General features: G+C 59.4%; 17 protein-coding genes. 11 read left to right on the top strand and 6 right to left on the bottom strand.

Annotated elements, in window-relative coordinates; genetic code table 11:
* Positions 1-232: 232 nt before the first annotated feature.
* The 3 genes from GWQ22_RS18350 to GWQ22_RS18340 all read left to right on the top strand — a co-directional run bounded on the left by GWQ22_RS18350 (position 233) and on the right by GWQ22_RS18340 (position 2478).
* Positions 233-361 carry a hypothetical protein gene (locus tag GWQ22_RS18350; RefSeq protein WP_258224610.1) on the top strand — a complete coding sequence of 43 codons (129 nt, stop codon included), beginning with the start codon at positions 233-235 and terminating at the stop codon, positions 359-361.
* 152 nt (positions 362-513) lie between these two features.
* Positions 514-1182 (top strand): class I SAM-dependent methyltransferase, encoded by a 669-nt coding sequence (locus GWQ22_RS18345; RefSeq protein ID WP_275931205.1) that lies wholly within the window; start codon positions 514-516, stop codon positions 1180-1182.
* Between the two features lie 117 nt (positions 1183-1299).
* Positions 1300-2478 (top strand): dicarboxylate/amino acid:cation symporter, encoded by a 1179-nt coding sequence (locus GWQ22_RS18340; RefSeq protein ID WP_275931204.1) that lies wholly within the window; start codon positions 1300-1302, stop codon positions 2476-2478.
* Between the two features lie 67 nt (positions 2479-2545).
* Here the strand turns inward: GWQ22_RS18340 and tesB are convergent, their stop codons facing one another.
* The 6 genes from tesB to GWQ22_RS18310 form a co-directional block, all read right to left on the bottom strand.
* The gene (gene tesB / locus GWQ22_RS18335; RefSeq protein ID WP_275931203.1) at positions 2546-3409 is read right to left on the bottom strand and encodes an acyl-CoA thioesterase II; all 864 of its coding nucleotides are present in this window, start codon (positions 3407-3409) and stop codon (positions 2546-2548) included.
* A 202-nt stretch (positions 3410-3611) separates the two neighbouring features.
* On the bottom strand, positions 3612-4535 hold the full coding sequence (gene rluB / locus GWQ22_RS18330) for a 23S rRNA pseudouridine(2605) synthase RluB (RefSeq protein WP_043134216.1): 924 nt from the start codon (positions 4533-4535) through the stop codon (positions 3612-3614).
* A 264-nt stretch (positions 4536-4799) separates the two neighbouring features.
* Positions 4800-5369: an SMC-Scp complex subunit ScpB gene (gene scpB / locus GWQ22_RS18325; RefSeq protein WP_275931202.1), complete on the bottom strand. Its 570-nt coding sequence runs from the start codon at positions 5367-5369 to the stop codon at positions 4800-4802.
* Between the two features lie 98 nt (positions 5370-5467).
* The gene (locus tag GWQ22_RS18320) at positions 5468-6334 is read right to left on the bottom strand and encodes a ScpA family protein (RefSeq protein ID WP_275931201.1); all 867 of its coding nucleotides are present in this window, start codon (positions 6332-6334) and stop codon (positions 5468-5470) included.
* Positions 6335-6356: 22 nt separating this feature from the next.
* Positions 6357-6977 (bottom strand): L-threonylcarbamoyladenylate synthase, encoded by a 621-nt coding sequence (locus tag GWQ22_RS18315; RefSeq protein WP_275931200.1) that lies wholly within the window; start codon positions 6975-6977, stop codon positions 6357-6359.
* 134 nt (positions 6978-7111) lie between these two features.
* Positions 7112-7993 (bottom strand): PHP domain-containing protein, encoded by an 882-nt coding sequence (locus GWQ22_RS18310; RefSeq protein ID WP_275931199.1) that lies wholly within the window; start codon positions 7991-7993, stop codon positions 7112-7114.
* Between the two features lie 437 nt (positions 7994-8430).
* On the opposite strand from GWQ22_RS18310, the gene GWQ22_RS18305 reads away from it, so the two are divergent.
* The 8 genes from GWQ22_RS18305 to GWQ22_RS18270 all read left to right on the top strand — a co-directional run bounded on the left by GWQ22_RS18305 (position 8431) and on the right by GWQ22_RS18270 (position 17232).
* Positions 8431-10065: an anthranilate synthase component 1 gene (locus tag GWQ22_RS18305; protein WP_275931198.1), complete on the top strand. Its 1635-nt coding sequence runs from the start codon at positions 8431-8433 to the stop codon at positions 10063-10065.
* Complete coding sequence (locus tag GWQ22_RS18300; RefSeq protein ID WP_275931197.1) at positions 10062-10679, top strand: aminodeoxychorismate/anthranilate synthase component II; 618 nt, start codon at positions 10062-10064, stop codon at positions 10677-10679. Before GWQ22_RS18305 ends, GWQ22_RS18300 begins: the two co-directional genes overlap by 4 nt.
* Positions 10680-10689: 10 nt before the next feature.
* Positions 10690-11703, top strand: coding sequence for an anthranilate phosphoribosyltransferase (gene trpD / locus GWQ22_RS18295; RefSeq protein WP_275931196.1), 1014 nt, complete (start codon positions 10690-10692; stop codon positions 11701-11703).
* A complete protein-coding gene (gene trpCF, locus GWQ22_RS18290) occupies positions 11703-13199 on the top strand; it encodes a bifunctional indole-3-glycerol-phosphate synthase TrpC/phosphoribosylanthranilate isomerase TrpF (RefSeq protein ID WP_275931195.1) in 1497 nt (498 codons plus the stop codon). The genes trpD and trpCF overlap by 1 nt, the downstream gene beginning before the upstream one ends.
* Before the next feature lie 67 nt (positions 13200-13266).
* Positions 13267-14460 (top strand): tryptophan synthase subunit beta, encoded by a 1194-nt coding sequence (trpB, locus tag GWQ22_RS18285; RefSeq protein WP_275931194.1) that lies wholly within the window; start codon positions 13267-13269, stop codon positions 14458-14460.
* Positions 14457-15263 carry a tryptophan synthase subunit alpha gene (trpA, locus tag GWQ22_RS18280; RefSeq protein WP_275931193.1) on the top strand — a complete coding sequence of 269 codons (807 nt, stop codon included), beginning with the start codon at positions 14457-14459 and terminating at the stop codon, positions 15261-15263. Before trpB ends, trpA begins: the two co-directional genes overlap by 4 nt.
* A 571-nt stretch (positions 15264-15834) precedes the next feature.
* A complete protein-coding gene (locus GWQ22_RS18275) occupies positions 15835-16479 on the top strand; it encodes a hypothetical protein (RefSeq protein WP_275931192.1) in 645 nt (214 codons plus the stop codon).
* A gap of 276 nt (positions 16480-16755) precedes the next feature.
* Positions 16756-17232 carry a hypothetical protein gene (locus tag GWQ22_RS18270; RefSeq protein ID WP_275931191.1) on the top strand — a complete coding sequence of 159 codons (477 nt, stop codon included), beginning with the start codon at positions 16756-16758 and terminating at the stop codon, positions 17230-17232.
* The last annotated feature ends 225 nt before the right edge of the window (positions 17233-17457 follow it).

Genomic DNA, 17457 nt, shown 5'->3' with positions numbered 1-17457 from the left:
AAAAACTGAGCAAAAACAGCATCAATAGACATGAAGGCACTCCTGAAAAAGGAGCATAAGATCACAGCTGGATCGCAGGGTCAAACCTATTTTTCTTGGTCAAAAAACGTTCGCGATCTTGCCCTGGCGTTTGCCACCATCTAAGATGGGGTGGTTGATCTGGGGGGATAAAAGACCAGATCCCTGTCCCTCCATTAAACGATACATGACGCAGAACACCAGGAAGATCGCCTTGAACAAGGTCTGCACCACCTCCTTGATGGCGAGCTTCGCGAACGGCGTGGTGTCGTACGACATCCTGCTCGACAGCCTGTTTGCCCTGATAGCCCTGCCAAACAGCCCGGCCGCCCGCCACACCTGATAGCCTTGGACCCAGAGCTGGCCAGCGCTCCTTGCTCCCCCACACCATCACAGACCCGCTCTCCTGCCAGGCAGTGCTGGTTTGCAGCACGACACTTTGGTAGCCCGCCGCCAAATTTGCTAGAGTAGCGCCCCCGAAAGAAGGTGCCTGCCATGTCCATATTGCCACTGCCCCATCATGATGCCCCCCCCAGTCTGCCATCTGTGGCGGATCCAGACACCCTGTCAGCCCGTCAGCGCTTTCTGATGTTGTTGGCAAGCGGGGCTCATCTGCTGGAAGCGGGCTGCGGCGCGGGTGAGGATCTGCTCTTTTTCCGGCAACAAGGTCTCATGGTCACCGCCTTGGATGCCAGTCTGGCCCAGGCCAGGCTGGCATCGCGCCGCGGTGGCCAGCCGGTGCGGGTCTGTCGCCTCGAGCAGATGCACAGCGCCTTGCCTTTTGACGGCATCTGGGCCTGCGGCTCGCTGCCCTGCCTGGCCGAGAGAGAGCTTGCCCCCGCCCTGATGCATCTCGCCGGCCTGCTCAAACCCCAGGCGCCGCTCTACTGCTCCTTCCCTTATGACGAGGGCGAGCACCGCTGCGCCGTGGCTCCCTCACAGGATGAATACCCGCTGCAGACCCGCCTCGATGAGACCCGCCTGCAACAACTGATCGCCCCCCTGCCATTTGGCCTGCATCAGATCTGGTGCAGCGAGGATACCGAGCACGGCCGCTGGTTACATGCCCTGCTGATCCGCCTCCCCGATCTCGCCCCCACCAGGAATCAATATCGCCGCCGTCGCTTCAAGGGGCCCATCCCCCGTGATCCATCATCCAGATAACAATATTTAACTCTAAGTTAACCAGCTGATGGCAGACAAGATACGGCGTTTGTGTTAAAAAGCGGCATTAAAATCAAAATCAAATAACAAATCAGACACTAACACCTGGATTTACTTATGAAACTTGTCCTCAAACTGGTTGCCGGCATCCTGGCCGGTCTCTTGCTAGGTCTCTACGCCCCTGAATGGGTCGCACGCGTGCTGTTTACGGCCAAGATAGTCATAGGTCAGCTGATCACCTTCACCATTCCGCTCATCATCCTGTTTTTCATCATGAGCGGCATCGCCAGCCTGCCAAAAAACTCCGGTAAGCTACTGGGTAAAACCGTGGCACTCTCCTACTGCTCCACGATTCTGGCGGGGCTGTTTGCCTTTACCGTGGCGAGCCACTTGATCCCGCAACTGACCAGCGCTGCCGAGCCCACCTCGGCCGAGGCGATCAAACTCGCCTCCTACATCAATTTGGAGATCCCGCCGCTGTTTAGCGTGATGTCTGCCCTGGCCGCCGCCTTTGTCTTTGGCATCGGCGTCAGCGCTACCCAAGCCACCGATATGCGCCGGGTCGCCGATCAGGGCCGTGACATCATCGACCGCCTGCTGGCCAAGGTGATCATCCCGCTGCTGCCGTTCTACATCGCCGGTGTCTTTGTCGAGATGACAGTGGAAGGAACCGTCTTCGCCACCCTGAAGACCTTTGGCGTGGTGTTGGTGATGGCCATCGTCATGCACTGGCTCTGGCTCTCGGTGCTGTTCGTTGGCACGGGTCTGGCGCTGGGTCGCTCACCCGCCATGCTCATCAAGAACATGCTGCCCGCCTACTTCACCGCCCTGGGCACCATGTCCAGCGCCGCTACCATTCCGGTTGCCCTGCAAGCCAGCAAGAACAACGGCGTGAGCGATGGCATCGCCAACTTCACCGTGCCCCTGTGCGCCACCATCCACCTGTGTGGCTCCACCATCACGCTGGTGACCTGTGCCACCGCCGTCATGTTCCTCTCTGAGCACCTGGCCATTCCGGGCGTAGACACCATGCTGCCCTTCATCATGATGCTGGGCGTCATCATGATAGCCGCGCCGGGTGCACCAGGTGGCGGCGTCATGTCGGCGCTGGGCCTGCTCACCTCCATGCTCGGCTTCGGTGAAGCCTCCATCGCCCTGATGATCGCCCTCTATCTGGCGCAGGACAGCTTCGGCACCGCCTGCAACGTCACCGGTGATGGCGTCATTGCCCTGTGGGCCAACCGTTTCGCCCAGAACGGGGAAACCGTGCCCAGCACCGAGCAGGACGCAGCCTGATACGGCAATCAAACACATAAAAAACGGGAGCCATCGGCTCCCGTTTTTTTATGGCTGACATGTGAGGTCAACCGCGCCGACGGATCACCCCCTCCTGCGCCGTGCTCGCCACCAGCATCCCCTCGCGGGTGAAGAACTGGCCACGCACCAGACCGCGACCGGCGCTGGCGCTCGGGCTGTCCACCACGTAGAGCAGCCAGTCATCCAGCCGGAAGTCCCGGTGGAACCACATGGAGTGATCGATGGTGGCTACCTGCATGTCCGGCTCCCAGTACGAGACGCCATGGGGCTGCAAGGCGGTAAACAGGAAGTGGAAATCGGAGGCATAGGCCAGCAAATACTTGTGGACCCGTTGATCGTCCGGCATCTGGCCATTGGCCCTGAACCAGACGTGGCGCAGCGGCTCGTGTACATCCGGCCGGATCGGATCGACCAGGGTCACAGGGCGAATTTCGATGGGCTTCTCGCACATGATCTTGTCACGCAGGACCGGCGGGATCTGCTGCTCGTAGGGACGCACCAGCTCCAGCTCGCTCTTGAGCTGCTCGGGTGGGGTGATCCCCGCCGGCATGCTGATCTGATGCTCGAACCCCTCGGCCTCGACCTGGAAGGAGGCGTTGAGATAGAAGATCGGCTTGCCGCCCTGAATGGCCTTGACCCGGCGGGTGGAGACGGTCTGGCCGTCACGGATATTCTCCACGTCATAGATGATGGGACGATTGGCATCACCGGGGTGCAGGAAGTAGGAGTGGAAACTGTGCACCTGACGATCGGCGGCCACCGTCTGCTTGGCGGCTGACAAGGCCTGCCCCATTACCTGTCCGCCAAACACGGCCCGCAGACCGAGATCCTGGCTCTGGCCCCGAAACAGGCCCTCCTCGATTTTCTCGAGCGCCAGCAGTGCCAGCAGCTCATCAAGTACCTTGCTCATTATTATCTCCTGTATCTGTGCCACAAAGGCTAACAAGCCCGCCGTGGCAGAGCAACCTTGCCCCTCCCCCACAGCGGATCTGCCGGGCGGTTTCATTCAGCAAAGAGGGCATTGGAATACTCAACAGCAAACTGCAGCAACAAAAAGCCCGCCAGAGAGGCGGGCCTTTTCTTGGGCGAACCCATGAGAGTCATCACAACGCTTACTTGCTGCCGGTACCCGAGTTGCGGGTGGAGGAAGTCGGCTTGCGGCGGGCCGTGGTGCTGCGTGCACGCGGCTCCATGCCCTGCATATCCTTGTGACGTTTGACGGCGCGGCGGATCTGGGCGGCCTGCTTGTGACGGGTGCTCTTGCCATCTTGCTGCAGATCGACCTTGGATTCGGTCTCCGGCGGCATGTTGACCAGACCACGCAGGTAGTTCACTTCCGGCAGTTTCAGCTCCTGCCAGCCACCACGGGGGATACCACGATCCAGAGTGACGTCGCCGTAGCGCACCCGCATCAGACGGCTCACCTGCACTTCCTGGGATTCCCACAGGCGGCGCACTTCACGGTTGCGGCCCTCGGTCAGGGTGACGTTGAACCACTGGTTCAGGCCCTCACCGCCGGCCGGTTTGATCTTGTTGAACTTGGCCATGCCATCTTCCAGCTGCACACCTTTGCGCAGGCGCTGCAGCATGGCTTCGGTGATCTCGCCAAACACACGCACCGCGTATTCGCGCTCCACTTCGTGGCTCGGGTGCATCAGGCGGTTAGCCAGCTCACCGTCTGTGGTGAACAGCAACAAGCCGGAGGTGTTGACGTCGAGACGGCCTACCGCGATCCAGCGGGCGCTTTCCAGCTTGGGCAGACGATCGAACACGGTGGGACGACCTTCCGGATCGTGACGGGTACACATCTCCCCTTCGGGCTTGTGATACGCCAGCACGCGGCAGATCATCTCTTCCTCGGCACGGGTCTTGACCGTATGGCCATCGACACGGATCACGGCGTTCACTTCGACGCGATCTCCCAGTGTGGCGACCTTGCCATCCACACTGACCCGACCTGCGGTGATCAGGGCCTCCATCTCACGACGGGAGCCGTGACCCGCGCGGGCCAACACTTTTTGCAGTTTTTCACTCATCGGGGTTACCTGATTGTTGATCGCTGCCCGCCAGCATAACGGGCAACGGTTATTACTGTGTCGCACCCCCGTACGGGCAATCCGACACGCTTCAATACTCAAAAGAGCTGGTCAGCTGGCACATGCCAGCACAGTGGACCAGCTCTCGCGGCCCTCCCCCGGCATGCCGGGCAAGGGGATGGCGATGCAGGATCCCATATAGGTCATCCAACACGCCCTCCTGTTCAAGAGGCCCGGTCAGCTGGCACAGGCCAGCGACCCGGACTAGGTCTCGCTCCCCTCGACCGGCAGCGCGGGCAAGGGGGATTGCAGTTCAGGATCCAGCTCGGGGAGCTGCTCCAGGCTCTGCAGATTAAAATAATCCAGAAATTCCCGGGTGGTGGCGAGCAGCTCGGGGCGACCCACCACCTCCTTGTGTCCGACGCTGCGCACCCAGCCACGCTCTTTCAGGGTATTGACTATCTGGCTCGACACCGCCACCCCGCGGATCGCTTCTATCTCGGCCCTGGTGATGGGCTGACGATACGCAATCAGGGTCAGCGTCTCCATCACGGCGCGGGAATAACGGGGCGCCCGCTCGCTCCAGAGCCTGGAGAGCTCCTCGGCATACTCCTGACGCGCCTGAAAACGCCAGCCTGAGGCGACCTCTTTGAGCTCCACCCCCCGCCCGCTGTAATCTTGTCGCAGTTCCGCCAGCAAGAGTTGCACATAGCGGCCGGTGACGGGGTAATCCGCCAGCACACCGCTTTTCAGCTCGCTCACGGTTAACGGGCGCCCGGCCACGAAGATCGCGGCCTCGATCAGTGTCTTGAGTCGTTCAGCGGGCAGCGCCACGGTTGCCCTCCCCGCGCATGGCATCAGGCTGGCGTGCCAACGGGAGATGCACACACACCCCGGCAGACTGGCAGCAAGCTCGGGATAAAGAAAACAACTCAGTGTGCATGTTCATGCTCCCCGCTTTCATCTTGACTCGCCAGGGCAAAATGGATCGGCCCCAGCGGCTCGGCCTGCAGGATCCAGATCAGGGACTCCTTGCACAGCTCCAGCAGGGCCAGAAACGTCACCAGCACCCCCATGCGCCCCTCTTCGGCTCTGAGCACCTGTTCCAGCCGCAACGTCTGGCCCAAGGAGAGCATGGCGAGGATCTCCGCCATGCGTACCCGGGTCGGGATCTGCTCGCGACGGATCTGATGATGTTCGAAATGAGTCGCGCGTTTTACCACACTTTGCATGTAAAGGGCGAGCTCAACCAGCGAAACATCCGGGGTCAATGGCTTGAGAGAGCCAAAATCCGGCGGCAGGGCGGCGGCGATAAAGATCTCCCGCTCCACCCGTGGCAAGGCATTGAGGCGCTCGCCGCCCACTTTGAAGCGCTCGTATTCCTGCAGTCGACGAATAAGCGTGACGCGGGGATCTTCTCCCTCCTCTTCGTCTGCCAGCTCGGGGGCCTTGGGCAGCAAAAGGCGGGATTTGATCTCCGCCAGCCAGGCCGCCATCAGCAGATATTCAGCCGCCAGCTCCAGATTGAGCCCCTGCATCAGCTCCACGTACTCCATGTACTGGGCGGTGATCTGCAAGATCGGCAGGTTCAGGATATCCAGCTGCTGGCGCCGGATGAGGTAGAGCAGCAGATCGAGGGGGCCCTCGAAGGTATCGAGGAAGACTTCCAGCGCATCGGGCGGGATGAACAAGTCCTGAGGCAACTCATGGTAGGGCTGCCCCAGCACGCGCGCGATGGGGGTTGGGATGGCCTGGGGGAGGGCTCCCTCCCCCGTTGCGCCCAAAATAGGCGGAGCCATCACAGGCGCTGGGTCGGCAGACTCACTCAAACGGGGTCGGGTCTCCGGCGCCACGACGACGCAGCACCGGCTCGTCATCGGAGAAATCCACGACCGTGGTGGGCTGCTCGCCCAGATAGCCACCGTTGACCACCAGATCCAGCTGCTTGCCCAGTTTGTCGAAGATCTCTTCCGGGTCAAACTCCGCCATCTCTGAACCCGGCAGGATCAGGGAGGTCGAGAGCAGCGGCTCACCGAGCGCTTCCAGCAGGGCCAGCGCTATGTTGTTGGCGGGCACCCGGATACCGATGGTCTTCTTCTTCTCGTTCATCAGGCGGCGCGGCACATCCTTGGTCGCCTTGAAGATGAAGGTGTAAGGCCCGGGCGTGTTGCCCTTGACCAGGCGGAACGCCGTGTTGTCCACCTTGGCGTAGGTGGAAATCTCGGAGAGATCCCGGCACACCAGGGTGAAGTCGTGGGTGGGATCGATGCGACGGATGCGGCAGATGCGCTCCAGCGCCCCCTTGTCACCCATCTGGCAACCGAGCGCATAGCCGGAATCGGTCGGATAGACGATGACGCCACCGTTCTGGATGATCTGTACCGCCTGGCCGATCAGACGGGACTGGGGGTTTTCCGGGTGTACGTAAAAATGCTGACTCATATGCTCTTCTCGCGATAGGGGCACGCGCGGTGCCCGCTTCATGGTCACGGGTTCCAGACCCATGACGCTACCTTAACCTGTTTGACGCCGGTTTACCCTCCCATACAGCGGAGGGTCCACCGGCCGCCCCTCTGCTAGCGACTGGCCAGCAGGGCGGTATGCTGCTCGGTGGTGAGGCCGAAGTGGCCCGGATAGGCCAGCCAGACCGGCATGCCCTCCTTGGGCAGCCAGAGGTGGCGGCCCAGCTCGGTCCAGTTGGAGGGAAAGTGAAAATCAGACCCCACCGAAATATAGAGGTCGTGATCCTTGGCCCACAGGCCCAGGTTGGCTCGCTCCTGCGGGCTCTGCTGGGGCAGTGACACCTCCATGGCATCGCCACCGGCCGCCTTGAAGGCTACCAGTAACCGCTTGATCCACTTGGCGGTGAGATCGTAACGGCTGGGATGGGCCAGCACCGCCAGCCCACCGGCGGCGTGAATGGCAATGATGGCCTCGCTCATCTCGGGCCACTCGGCCGGGGCATAACCCTTGTTGCCACGGCTCAGGTACTTTTTGAATACCTTCTGCATGTTGTCGGCCACCCCGCGCGCCACCAGCACCCGGGCAAAATGGGCGCGGGTCACGGCAGCATCACCGGCCAATGCCTTGGCCTCTTCATAGGTGCCGGGGATAAGGCACTTCTCCAGACGGCGCCCAATTTCCAGTGCGCGTGCCTCGCGGCGAGCCCGTTGGCCCGCCAAAAATGCCACCAGCTGCGGATTTTGTTCATCCACCCCCAGCGCCACGATATGAATTTCGTGGTGCTCCCAGCCAGTGGAGATCTCGACCCCGCTCACCAACCGCAGCGGCAGCTGCTCAGCCTCGATGGTGCGACGCACCTCATCAAGCCCGTCAAGGGTATCGTGGTCAGTAACCGCTAACACCTCGACCTGTTTTTCGGCGGCGCGGCGCACCAGTTCGGCCGGGCTCAGCACACCGTCGGAGGCAGTGGTATGACAGTGAAGATCGAATCTCATCAGGTTATTCCGCTCTCATGATCAGGTCACCATCGGTGAAAGAAGGCTAAAAAGCGACTTGACTTGGCCGCGGCTTTATCGTTTTCTGTAGGCACTTCATTGCAAACCTCTTTTTACAGGACTTTATCATGCAAACGACTTCCATCCTGACCATCTGGTGGTGGCACACTCCCTGACATGCGGGCGTGTGGTCGTTGCTGTACCTGTAATCTGACAGCAAATTAAGAACCCAAAGAAAAAGCCCGCTGACCCCAGCGGGCTTTTTTATTATCCGGCAAATGGACCTGTGATGAAACCAAGAATTCAGACAAGCGCAATGACCTGGCGATGGCGACCCTACTGAAACCGCCCAAACCAACTTAAATTCCAAGGCATTTTTTCAAGGTATGCAACGTCATGAACATCGGTAAAACACATCACACGCAAGGGAACGCACTATGACCGTCAATACGACTCGCTTGCCCCTGGGTGAATTCGATACCCTCAAGCTCAACGCCCCCTATGTGGCCGACCCGCTGGCGCTCTATACCCGGCTCTGTCAGGGCCGCCCCAACAACCTGCTGCTGGAGTCGGTCGAGATCGACTCCAAAGCGGGCAAACAGAGTCTGCTGCTGGTGGATGCTTGCCTGCGCATCGAGTGCCGTGGTCGCACCGTGCGGGTGCGCCCCCTGAACGACAATGGTGCCCAGTTGCAGAGCCTGCTGGCCGAGCGCCTGCCCGCAGTCATCAGCCAGATTCTGGTGGATGGCGAGCTGCAACTCGACTTCCCCGCCTCCGATCGGGAGCAGGATGAAGACAGCCGCCTCAAGGGGAGCAGCGTGCTGGACGTGCTGCGCACCCTGCAACAGGAGCTGCAATGCCAACTGGGTAAAGAAGCACTGTTCATGGCGGGCAGCTTCGCCTATGACCTGATCGCCTCCTTTGAGGATCTGCCAGAGGTGCCAGAGGGGAGCAACAGCTGCCCCGACTACTGCTTCTATGTGGCCGAAACCCTCATTACCATCGACCATATCGAGCGATCTACCCAACTGCTAGCCTGCATCTTTGGCGGCGACAGCGACGAGAGCCTGGTAGACGACAGATACACCCGCCTGAGCGAACGGCTCACCGACTTCAAACAGCTTTGCCAGCAACCCCTCTGCGCCGAGCTGGCCACTGCGGCCCTCGCCGGCGGTATGAGCGTGGACAAGAGCGACAAGCAGTTCTGCGCCGAGGTGGAGAAGCTCAAGGGCTTTATCCGCCGTGGCGACATCTTCCAGGTGGTGCCGTCGCGCTGCTTCTCCCTGCCCTGCCCGAGCCCGCTGGCCGCCTATCGCCGCCTCAAGCAGACCAACCCCAGCCCTTACATGTTCTACGTGCAGGATGAAAACTTCACCCTGTTTGGCGCCTCGCCGGAGAGCGCGGTGAAATTCTGCGCCGCCAGCCGCGACGTCGAGATGTACCCCATCGCCGGTACCCGTCGCCGGGGGTTGAACCCGGATGGCAGCATCAACCGGGATCTCGACGGTCGCATCGAGCTGGAGCTGCGTCAGGATGAAAAAGAGGTCGCCGAACACCTGATGTTGGTGGATCTGGGCCGCAACGACATCGCCCGTATCTCGGCGCCGGGTACCCGCTACGTCAAGGAGCTGCTCAAGGTGGATCGCTACAGCCACGTGATGCATCTGGTCTCCAAGGTGGTCGGCACCTTGCGCGCCGACCTTGACGCCCTGCACGCCTATCAGGCCTGCATGAACATGGGCACCCTCACCGGCGCCCCCAAGATCCGCGCCAGCGAACTCATTCGCATGGTGGAAGGCAAACGCCGCGGCAGCTACGGCGGCGCCGTTGGCTATATCAACGGCGCAGGCGAGATGGATACCTGCATCGTGATTCGCTCGGCGTTTGTCAAAGATGGCGTGGCCCATGTGCAGGCCGGTGCCGGTGTGGTCTATGACTCCAAACCGCAAGCCGAAGCGGATGAAACCCGCGCCAAGGCGGCCGCCGTACTGGCCGCCATCGCTGCCAGCCATGGCACCTCCCTGCAAGCCCTGAGCGCCCAGCAGGAGCAACATAAGGACGTGAGCCAATGAGTACCGGATCAGCAGCCACTAATATCTTCCTGCTCGACAACTTCGACTCGTTTACCTACAACCTCGTCGACCAGTTCCGCTCCCTCGGCTATCCGGTGCGGATCTACCGCAACAGCCTGCCGGCGAGCCGCATCATGAGCGAGATTGCCGCCTGCGAAGGGGATGCGGTGCTGGTGCTCTCACCGGGGCCGGGCGCCCCCCATGAAGCGGGTTGCCTGATTGATCTGATCAAGCTGGCCCGCGGTCAGGTGCCCATCCTCGGTATCTGCCTCGGCCATCAAGCTCTGTGCGAAGCCTATGGCGGCACCGTCGGTGCGGCGGGTGAAATCGTCCACGGCAAGCGATCCCTCATCGAGCACAACGGTCACGGCGCCTTCGCCGGTCTGCCGAGCCCGCTGCCGGTGGCCCGTTACCACTCGCTGGTCGCCACCTATGTACCGGAGGAGCTGACGGTGATTGCCCACTATCAGGGCATGCCCATGGCCATCGAGCAGCAGGATGAGCGGGTGCTGGGCTTCCAGTTCCATCCCGAATCCATCATGACCTCGGAAGGGGCCCGCCTGCTGACTCAGGCGCTCGCCCATATCACCCGTCCAGTTAGCAGTGTGCGGTAAGGAAGACCCTATGCATCATCATCTCAACACCCTCTACCAGGGTCAGTCTCTGAGCCGTGAAAGTACCCGCGACGCCTTCGGGCAAGTGGTGCGTGGCGAAGTGGATCCCATAGTGCTCGCAAGTCTGCTGACCGCCCTCAAGATCAAGGGGGAGACCCCGGAGGAGATCACCGGTGCCGCCGAGGCCCTGCTGGCGGAGGCGCGCGACTTCCCGCATCCGGACTACGAGTTCTGCGACATCGTCGGCACCGGTGGCGATGGCCTCAACACCATCAATGTCTCCACCACCTCGGCACTGGTCGCCGCCGCCTGCGGCCTGAAAGTGGCCAAGCACGGCAACCGCTCGGTATCGAGTAAATCCGGCTCCAGCGATCTGCTCGACAAGATGGGCATCAAGCTCGACATGAGCCCGGCGCAGGCGCGTCATTGCCTTGACGAGCTCGGCATCTGCTTCCTGTTCGCCCCCCAGTACCACGCTGGCGTGCGCCACGCCATGCCGGTGCGTCAGGCCCTCAAGACCCGCACCCTGTTCAATGTGCTGGGGCCGCTCATCAATCCGGCCCGCCCCACCTATCAGCTGATGGGGGTCTATGCCCCCGAGCTGGTGCGTCCCATCGCCGAAACCCTGCTGGCGCTGGGTCTGAAAACCGGTATGGTGGTGCACGGCGCCGGGCTCGACGAGATTGCCATCCACGGCCCGACCCAGGTGGCCCAGATCCGTGACGGCGAGATCCGCGAATTTATGATCACCCCGGCTGATTTTGGCCTCGAGACCTATCCGGTCAGTGCCATTCAGGGGGGGGAACCGGAAGAGAACCGCGCCATCACCGCCGCCATTCTGGCAGGGAAAGGCACCCCGGCCCACAACGCCGCCATCGCCGCCAACGTGGCCCCGCTGCTGCTGATGGCGGGCAAGGTGGCGGATCTCAAGAGCGCGGCGGCACAGGTGCTGGCGGTGCTGGCCAGCGGCAAGGCAGCAGAGCTGGCAACCCAACTGGCGACCCTGAGTCATCAGGAGGCATGATGTCAGCCACCACATCGCACAGCAGTCATTCAGAACGCCCTCTGGGCAAGAGCCAGCTTCGCAAGGATAACGAGATGTCAGACCTTATTGCCCCCCATGCCTTTCTGAATATGGCCTCCATCAATCAGACCATTCTCGGCAAAATCGTGGCGGCCAAACAGACGTGGGTCGCCGCCCGCAAGCTGGCCCAGCCGCTGGAGAGCTTCCAGAGCGCGCTGACCCCAAGCGATCGGGATTTCGTCGGTGCGCTCAAGGCAGGCTCTACCTGCTTTATTCTGGAGTGCAAGAAGGCCTCCCCCTCCAAGGGGCTGATCCGCAATGATTTCAGCCCGGAGGCCATCGCCGACATCTATGGCAAATACGCCACCGCCATCTCTGTGCTGACTGACGAGAAGTTCTTTCAGGGGGATTTCGCCTTTTTGCCGCGAGTGCGCGCCCGCGTTAAGCAGCCGGTGCTGTGCAAGGATTTCATGATTGACCCCTATCAGGTCTATCTGGCTCGCCACTATCAGGCGGATGCCATCCTCTTGATGCTCTCGGTGCTCACCGACGAGGGCTATCGCGCCCTATTCGCGGTGGCCAAAGCGCTCGGCCTCGGCGTGCTGACCGAGGTGAGCAATGAAGAGGAGCTGACCCGTGCCATTGCGCTCGGCGCCCCCGTGATTGGCATCAATAACCGGGATCTGCGCGATTTGAGCGTCGATCTCAACCGCACCAAACAGCTGGCCAGAGACATTCCGAGCGACCGGGTCGTGATCAGCGAATCCGGCATCAACCACCGTGCCCAGGTCGCCGACCTTCGCCAGCACGCCAAGGGCTTTCTGGTGGGATCCTCTCTGATGGCAGAACCGGATCTGGAAGCGGCAGTGCGCAAGCTCACTCTGGGCCAGAACAAGGTGTGCGGCCTGACCCGCGCTGACGATGCCGCCGCCGCTCATCAGGCAGGTGCGGTGTTTGGCGGCCTGATCTTTGTGGCCAAAAGCCCGCGCTATGTGGATATTCCCACCGCCCGCGCCGTGATGGCGGGTGCGCCGCTCTCTTACGTCGGGGTATTTCGCAACGCCCAGCCCGCCACCATAGTCCAGACGGTGGAAGCACTGGGACTGGCCGCGGTGCAGCTGCACGGGGATGAAGACGCCGCCTATATCGAGGGACTGCGCGCGCTGCTGCCTGCGACCTGCCAGATCTGGAAAGCCGTTGGAATCACAAGCGGCGAGCCACTGCCCGCCCTCGACTATCCGGCGGATCGCCTGCTGCTAGATACAAAAGTGGGCAGCCAGAGCGGCGGCACCGGTCAGCCGTTCGACTGGGCCATGCTGGCCACTCTCGACAAGAGCAAACTGATGCTGGCAGGCGGGCTAAATCCCGACAACGCCCTGCAGGCGGCAGAGGTCGGCTGCCTCGGCCTTGATTTCAACTCCGGGGTGGAGAGTGCCCCGGGCCAGAAAGATGGCCACAAACTCGCCGCCGCCTTCGCCGCCCTGCGCGCGCTGTAAGGCGGCCACTGGATCTCTGTATCATTTTTGATGTTCCGTTTTTGACTCAAGGTATAAGGAAGAAACCATGACCCTGCTCAACCCGTTTTTTGGTGAATTTGGCGGCATGTATGTACCCCAAATCCTCATCCCCGCCCTGCTTCAGCTGGAACAAGCCTTCGTCGATGCCAAGGAGGATCCGGCCTTTATCGCCGAATTTCAGGAGCTGCTGACCGAGTATGCCGGTCGCCCGACCCCGCTCACCCTGGCCCGCAATTTGACCAAGGGCACCAAGACCCGCCTCTACCTCAAGCGTGAAGACTTGCTGCACGGCGGCGCCCACAAGACCAACCAGGTGCTGGGTCAGGCGCTGCTGGCCAAGCGGATGGGCAAAACCGAGATCATCGCCGAGACCGGCGCTGGCCAACACGGTGTCGCCACCGCACTGGCCTGCGCCCTGCTCGGCCTCAAGTGTCGGGTCTATATGGGTGCCAAGGATTGCGAGCGCCAGAAGCCCAACGTATTTCGCATGAAGTTGATGGGGGCCACCGTCATTCCGGTGCACTCCGGCTCCAGCACCCTCAAAGATGCCTGCAACGAGGCGCTGCGTGACTGGGCTGCCAACTACGACTCAGCCCACTACCTGCTGGGCACTGCTGCCGGTCCGCACCCCTTCCCCACTATCGTGCGGGAGTTCCAGAAGATGATCGGCGAAGAGGCCAAGGCCCAGTGCTTCAAGAAAGAGGAGCGGCTGCCCGATGCGGTGATCGCCTGTGTCGGCGGCGGTTCTAACGCCATCGGCATGTTTGCCGACTTTATCGACAACAAAGAGGTGCGTCTGATCGGGGTCGAGCCGGGTGGTCACGGCATCGAGAGCGGCGAGCACGGTGCGCCGCTGGGTCACGGCAGCAAGGGGGTCTTCTTTGGCATGCACTCCTACCTGATGCAGGACAAGCAGGGCCAAATTCAGGAGTCCTACTCCGTTTCGGCGGGGCTCGACTTCCCCTCCGTCGGCCCGCAGCACGCCCATCTGGCTTCCATCGGCCGCGCCGAGTATGTCTCCATCACAGACCGGGAGGCGCTGGACGCCTTCCAGGAGCTGGCCAAATCCGAAGGGATTATCCCGGCGCTGGAGTCCTCCCACGCGCTGGCTCACGCCCTCAAGATGGCCCGCAGTGAACCGGAAAAAGAGCAGGTGCTCATCGTCAACCTCTCCGGCCGTGGCGACAAAGATATCTTCACCGTTGCCGACATCTTTGAAAAAGAAGGAACCTTGTCATGAACCGTTACGCACAACTTTTCTCCCGTCTGGATGCGGTCAATCAGGGCGCCTTCGTGCCGTTCGTGATGCTGGGTGACCCCACCCCTGAACTCTCGCTGGCCATCGTCGATGCGCTGGTCGCAGGGGGCGCCGATGCCCTTGAGCTCGGCATTCCCTTCTCCGATCCGGTGGCGGACGGCCCCACCATTCAGGGCGCCGCCCTGCGCGCCTTCGAGAGCCACACCACCCCGGACGACTGCTTCGAGCTGCTCGGCCGCATCCGCGCCAAGTACCCGCAACTGCCCATTGGCCTGCTGGTCTACGCCAATCTGGTCTATGTGCGCCACATCGACGGTTTTTATGAGAAGTGCCAGCAGGCGGGCGTGGATTCGGTGCTGGTGGCCGACGTGCCGGTGCAGATGTGCGCCCCCTACAAGGCGGCCGCCGACAAGTTCGGCATCGACAGCATCTTTATCGCCCCGCCCAATGGCGATGCCGAGACCCTGAAACAGGTGGCGGAGCTGGGCAGTGGTTACACCTATCTGGTGAGCCGCGCCGGTGTGACCGGTGCCGAGACCAAGGCTGGCATGCCGGTGGATGGCCTGATCAATACATTGCGCGAGTTCAAGGCGCCCCCCGCCCTGCTCGGCTTTGGCATCAGCGAACCGGCTCAGGTGCGTGAAGCCATCGCCGCTGGCGCCGCCGGTGCCATCTCCGGCTCCGCCGTGGTGAAGATCATCGAGACCCACCACCAGAACCCGGAACATATGCTGACTCGTCTGAAAGAGTTTGTGGAAGGGATGAAGGCCGCAACCAACCGCTAAGGTCGGGTATGGGGTCAACTGTCTGTGACCCTGCTCTGCCACCATTAGAAAGGGAGCCTGACCGGCTCCCTTTCTCTTTGCCGCTTGTACCCGCTTGCAGCTCCCGACATGTTGCCCCCTCTCCCTCCGGGAGAGGGCCGGGGTGAGGGGGATTTTGCATTTCAAGCCAAGCAAGTTGCTCACTCAGCGCACGCCCTAATGACTAATTAATTGATCCAACACAGATTCCTACCAAAACCCGCTTCTCAACACTCAGCCTTCCCCCTTAAGATACCCGAATGACAATCAACCTCTCGGAGGAACGCTATGAAAGCGATTGTTGCTATCTCGCAGGTGAAAAGCAGCGAACTGGGGGCTGTCACTCAGGGGCGGTAGCGTGGTTTTTTGTAGGTTGACGCAGCGTGTAGCAAAGCCCAACAGGCGAGCATCATTGCGCCAACCTACGATTTTTAGCCCAACATATGAGATTGGCGGCGATGAAAATGTTACAGAGTTATATAGAAGGCTCTGCTAACGGATTAGTGCCGCCTTCCATCTAATCATTGTTAGCGTGAACAAAAGAGGAGTATTCATGGAAGATTTTACCAATTGTGGAAAAGAAGTTGAATTTTGGCAGATTACTGGAGAGGTTTTGGGAAGTAACAAGTACAGTGAAACCCATGTATCAGTTTCGTCAAGTGGTGGCGGGGGCTATGTCGGCCCGAATGGTGGTCATGTAAGTGCACCTGGTGTTCATTCAACTTCGTCAACGATAACGAATCATGAGTTTTGGATAAAAACAGAAGATGGTCTTGAGAAAGATATAAAACTCAGAGGTGTAGATGTTCCATTAAGACCAGGTCAAAAAATCACTCTCATTTCTGCGAAAAGAAAGGGCGCTGATAACGGATGGTACAGTATTTTAGTGAATCATAGTGCAGGAAAACACTGGTTTATAAATAGTGCCGAAGAACTAAATAAAAAACTTAAGCTTGAGTTGCTAACAGGAAAATCATTGTTGATAGCTGGTGCAATTATTTGGAGTGTCGCTTACTTAACTGCACCTGAAGGGTACAGAGGTAAAAGCTGGGATGACGCCTCATGGGGAATTGCACATGGGGCAGCAGGTATTTTTATCGTTTATAGGCTGATTATTAAGTTAAGTCGAGTATCAGGTCTCATCAAGAAACTTGAAAGCCACTTAGAAAGTCTTGCTCAGTCAGCCTACAAGAATTAATCAGTTCACATAGACAAATTATTCGCTGCACTCATAATTTAGCGGTGAGAGCAGCATTATAAGATCAAGAAGGAAATGAAACTTGTGACACCCACATAAAATTGCCCCTCATTTTTCTGATCAAGCCGTAGCATAACTAACACTCAAAGTGATGGGCATCCAGTTTATAGTTCAAACCGTTCATTTCATTCACTCGAGACCGGCTAAAACGGCCCATTAACCAGACGTTAAATGTAATCAATTCCATTAGACTCACGCTATAAGGAGCGATAATAAATGAGAATAAAGACTTTGTTACTTGGATCCGTATTGATATCCTCAATGAATGTGTCTGCAGGTCCGATCGAAATGGCACATAAAGCTGGATTTGTCGGTTGCGATACGGCCATAAATACAGAGTTAAGTCATTACATGAAGAGTGATAATGGCCGCCTAAATATTGAGTATGATGACGTTAAGATGAAAAATAAAGCAATTTCATTCTTAGTAACATATGGACAAAGTGGCGATACGGTGCTTGAAAAAGCCACTTTCATTAATAATGGCGGCTTTTGCCAAGCATATATGCTCGGCCAAATAGTCACCCAAAAAAGTTGTATCCAATATAAAGAAGAGAACCCCGTCTGGAGCTATATTGATGCACAAGGTGATAATATCTGGGTCAAGAACCCTGGTGGAGTAATTGCTATTTTAAAAAATGCGCCTGTAGATGGGTGCATAGTAAGTTTTAATCGGTTTGGTAGTAGTTACTAGCCAGCGTTTAACAAGCGGCCGTTTAAATTTGGACACCCACCTTTATGAGCCAGACATGGCATAGCCAACATTCAAAATGATGGGTGTCCCAGCTCTGCTGCTGTCTCTTGATCAGATCTTGATCCCCGAAGCCATCATCTCTTTGGCGGCAATAAAGCCGTCCAGTTTACTTTGCAGTGTTTGCCAGCCTTCCCAGAGTGAGCTCCAGCCTGCAATCCCTGTTCG

The organism is Aeromonas sp. 1HA1 (assembly GCF_029237385.1).
GTDB classification, from domain to species: Bacteria; Pseudomonadota; Gammaproteobacteria; order Enterobacterales; family Aeromonadaceae; genus Aeromonas; species Aeromonas popoffii.
The sequence above is the reverse complement of the archived record's forward strand: the minus strand, read 5'-3'. Positions and strand labels throughout refer to the sequence as shown.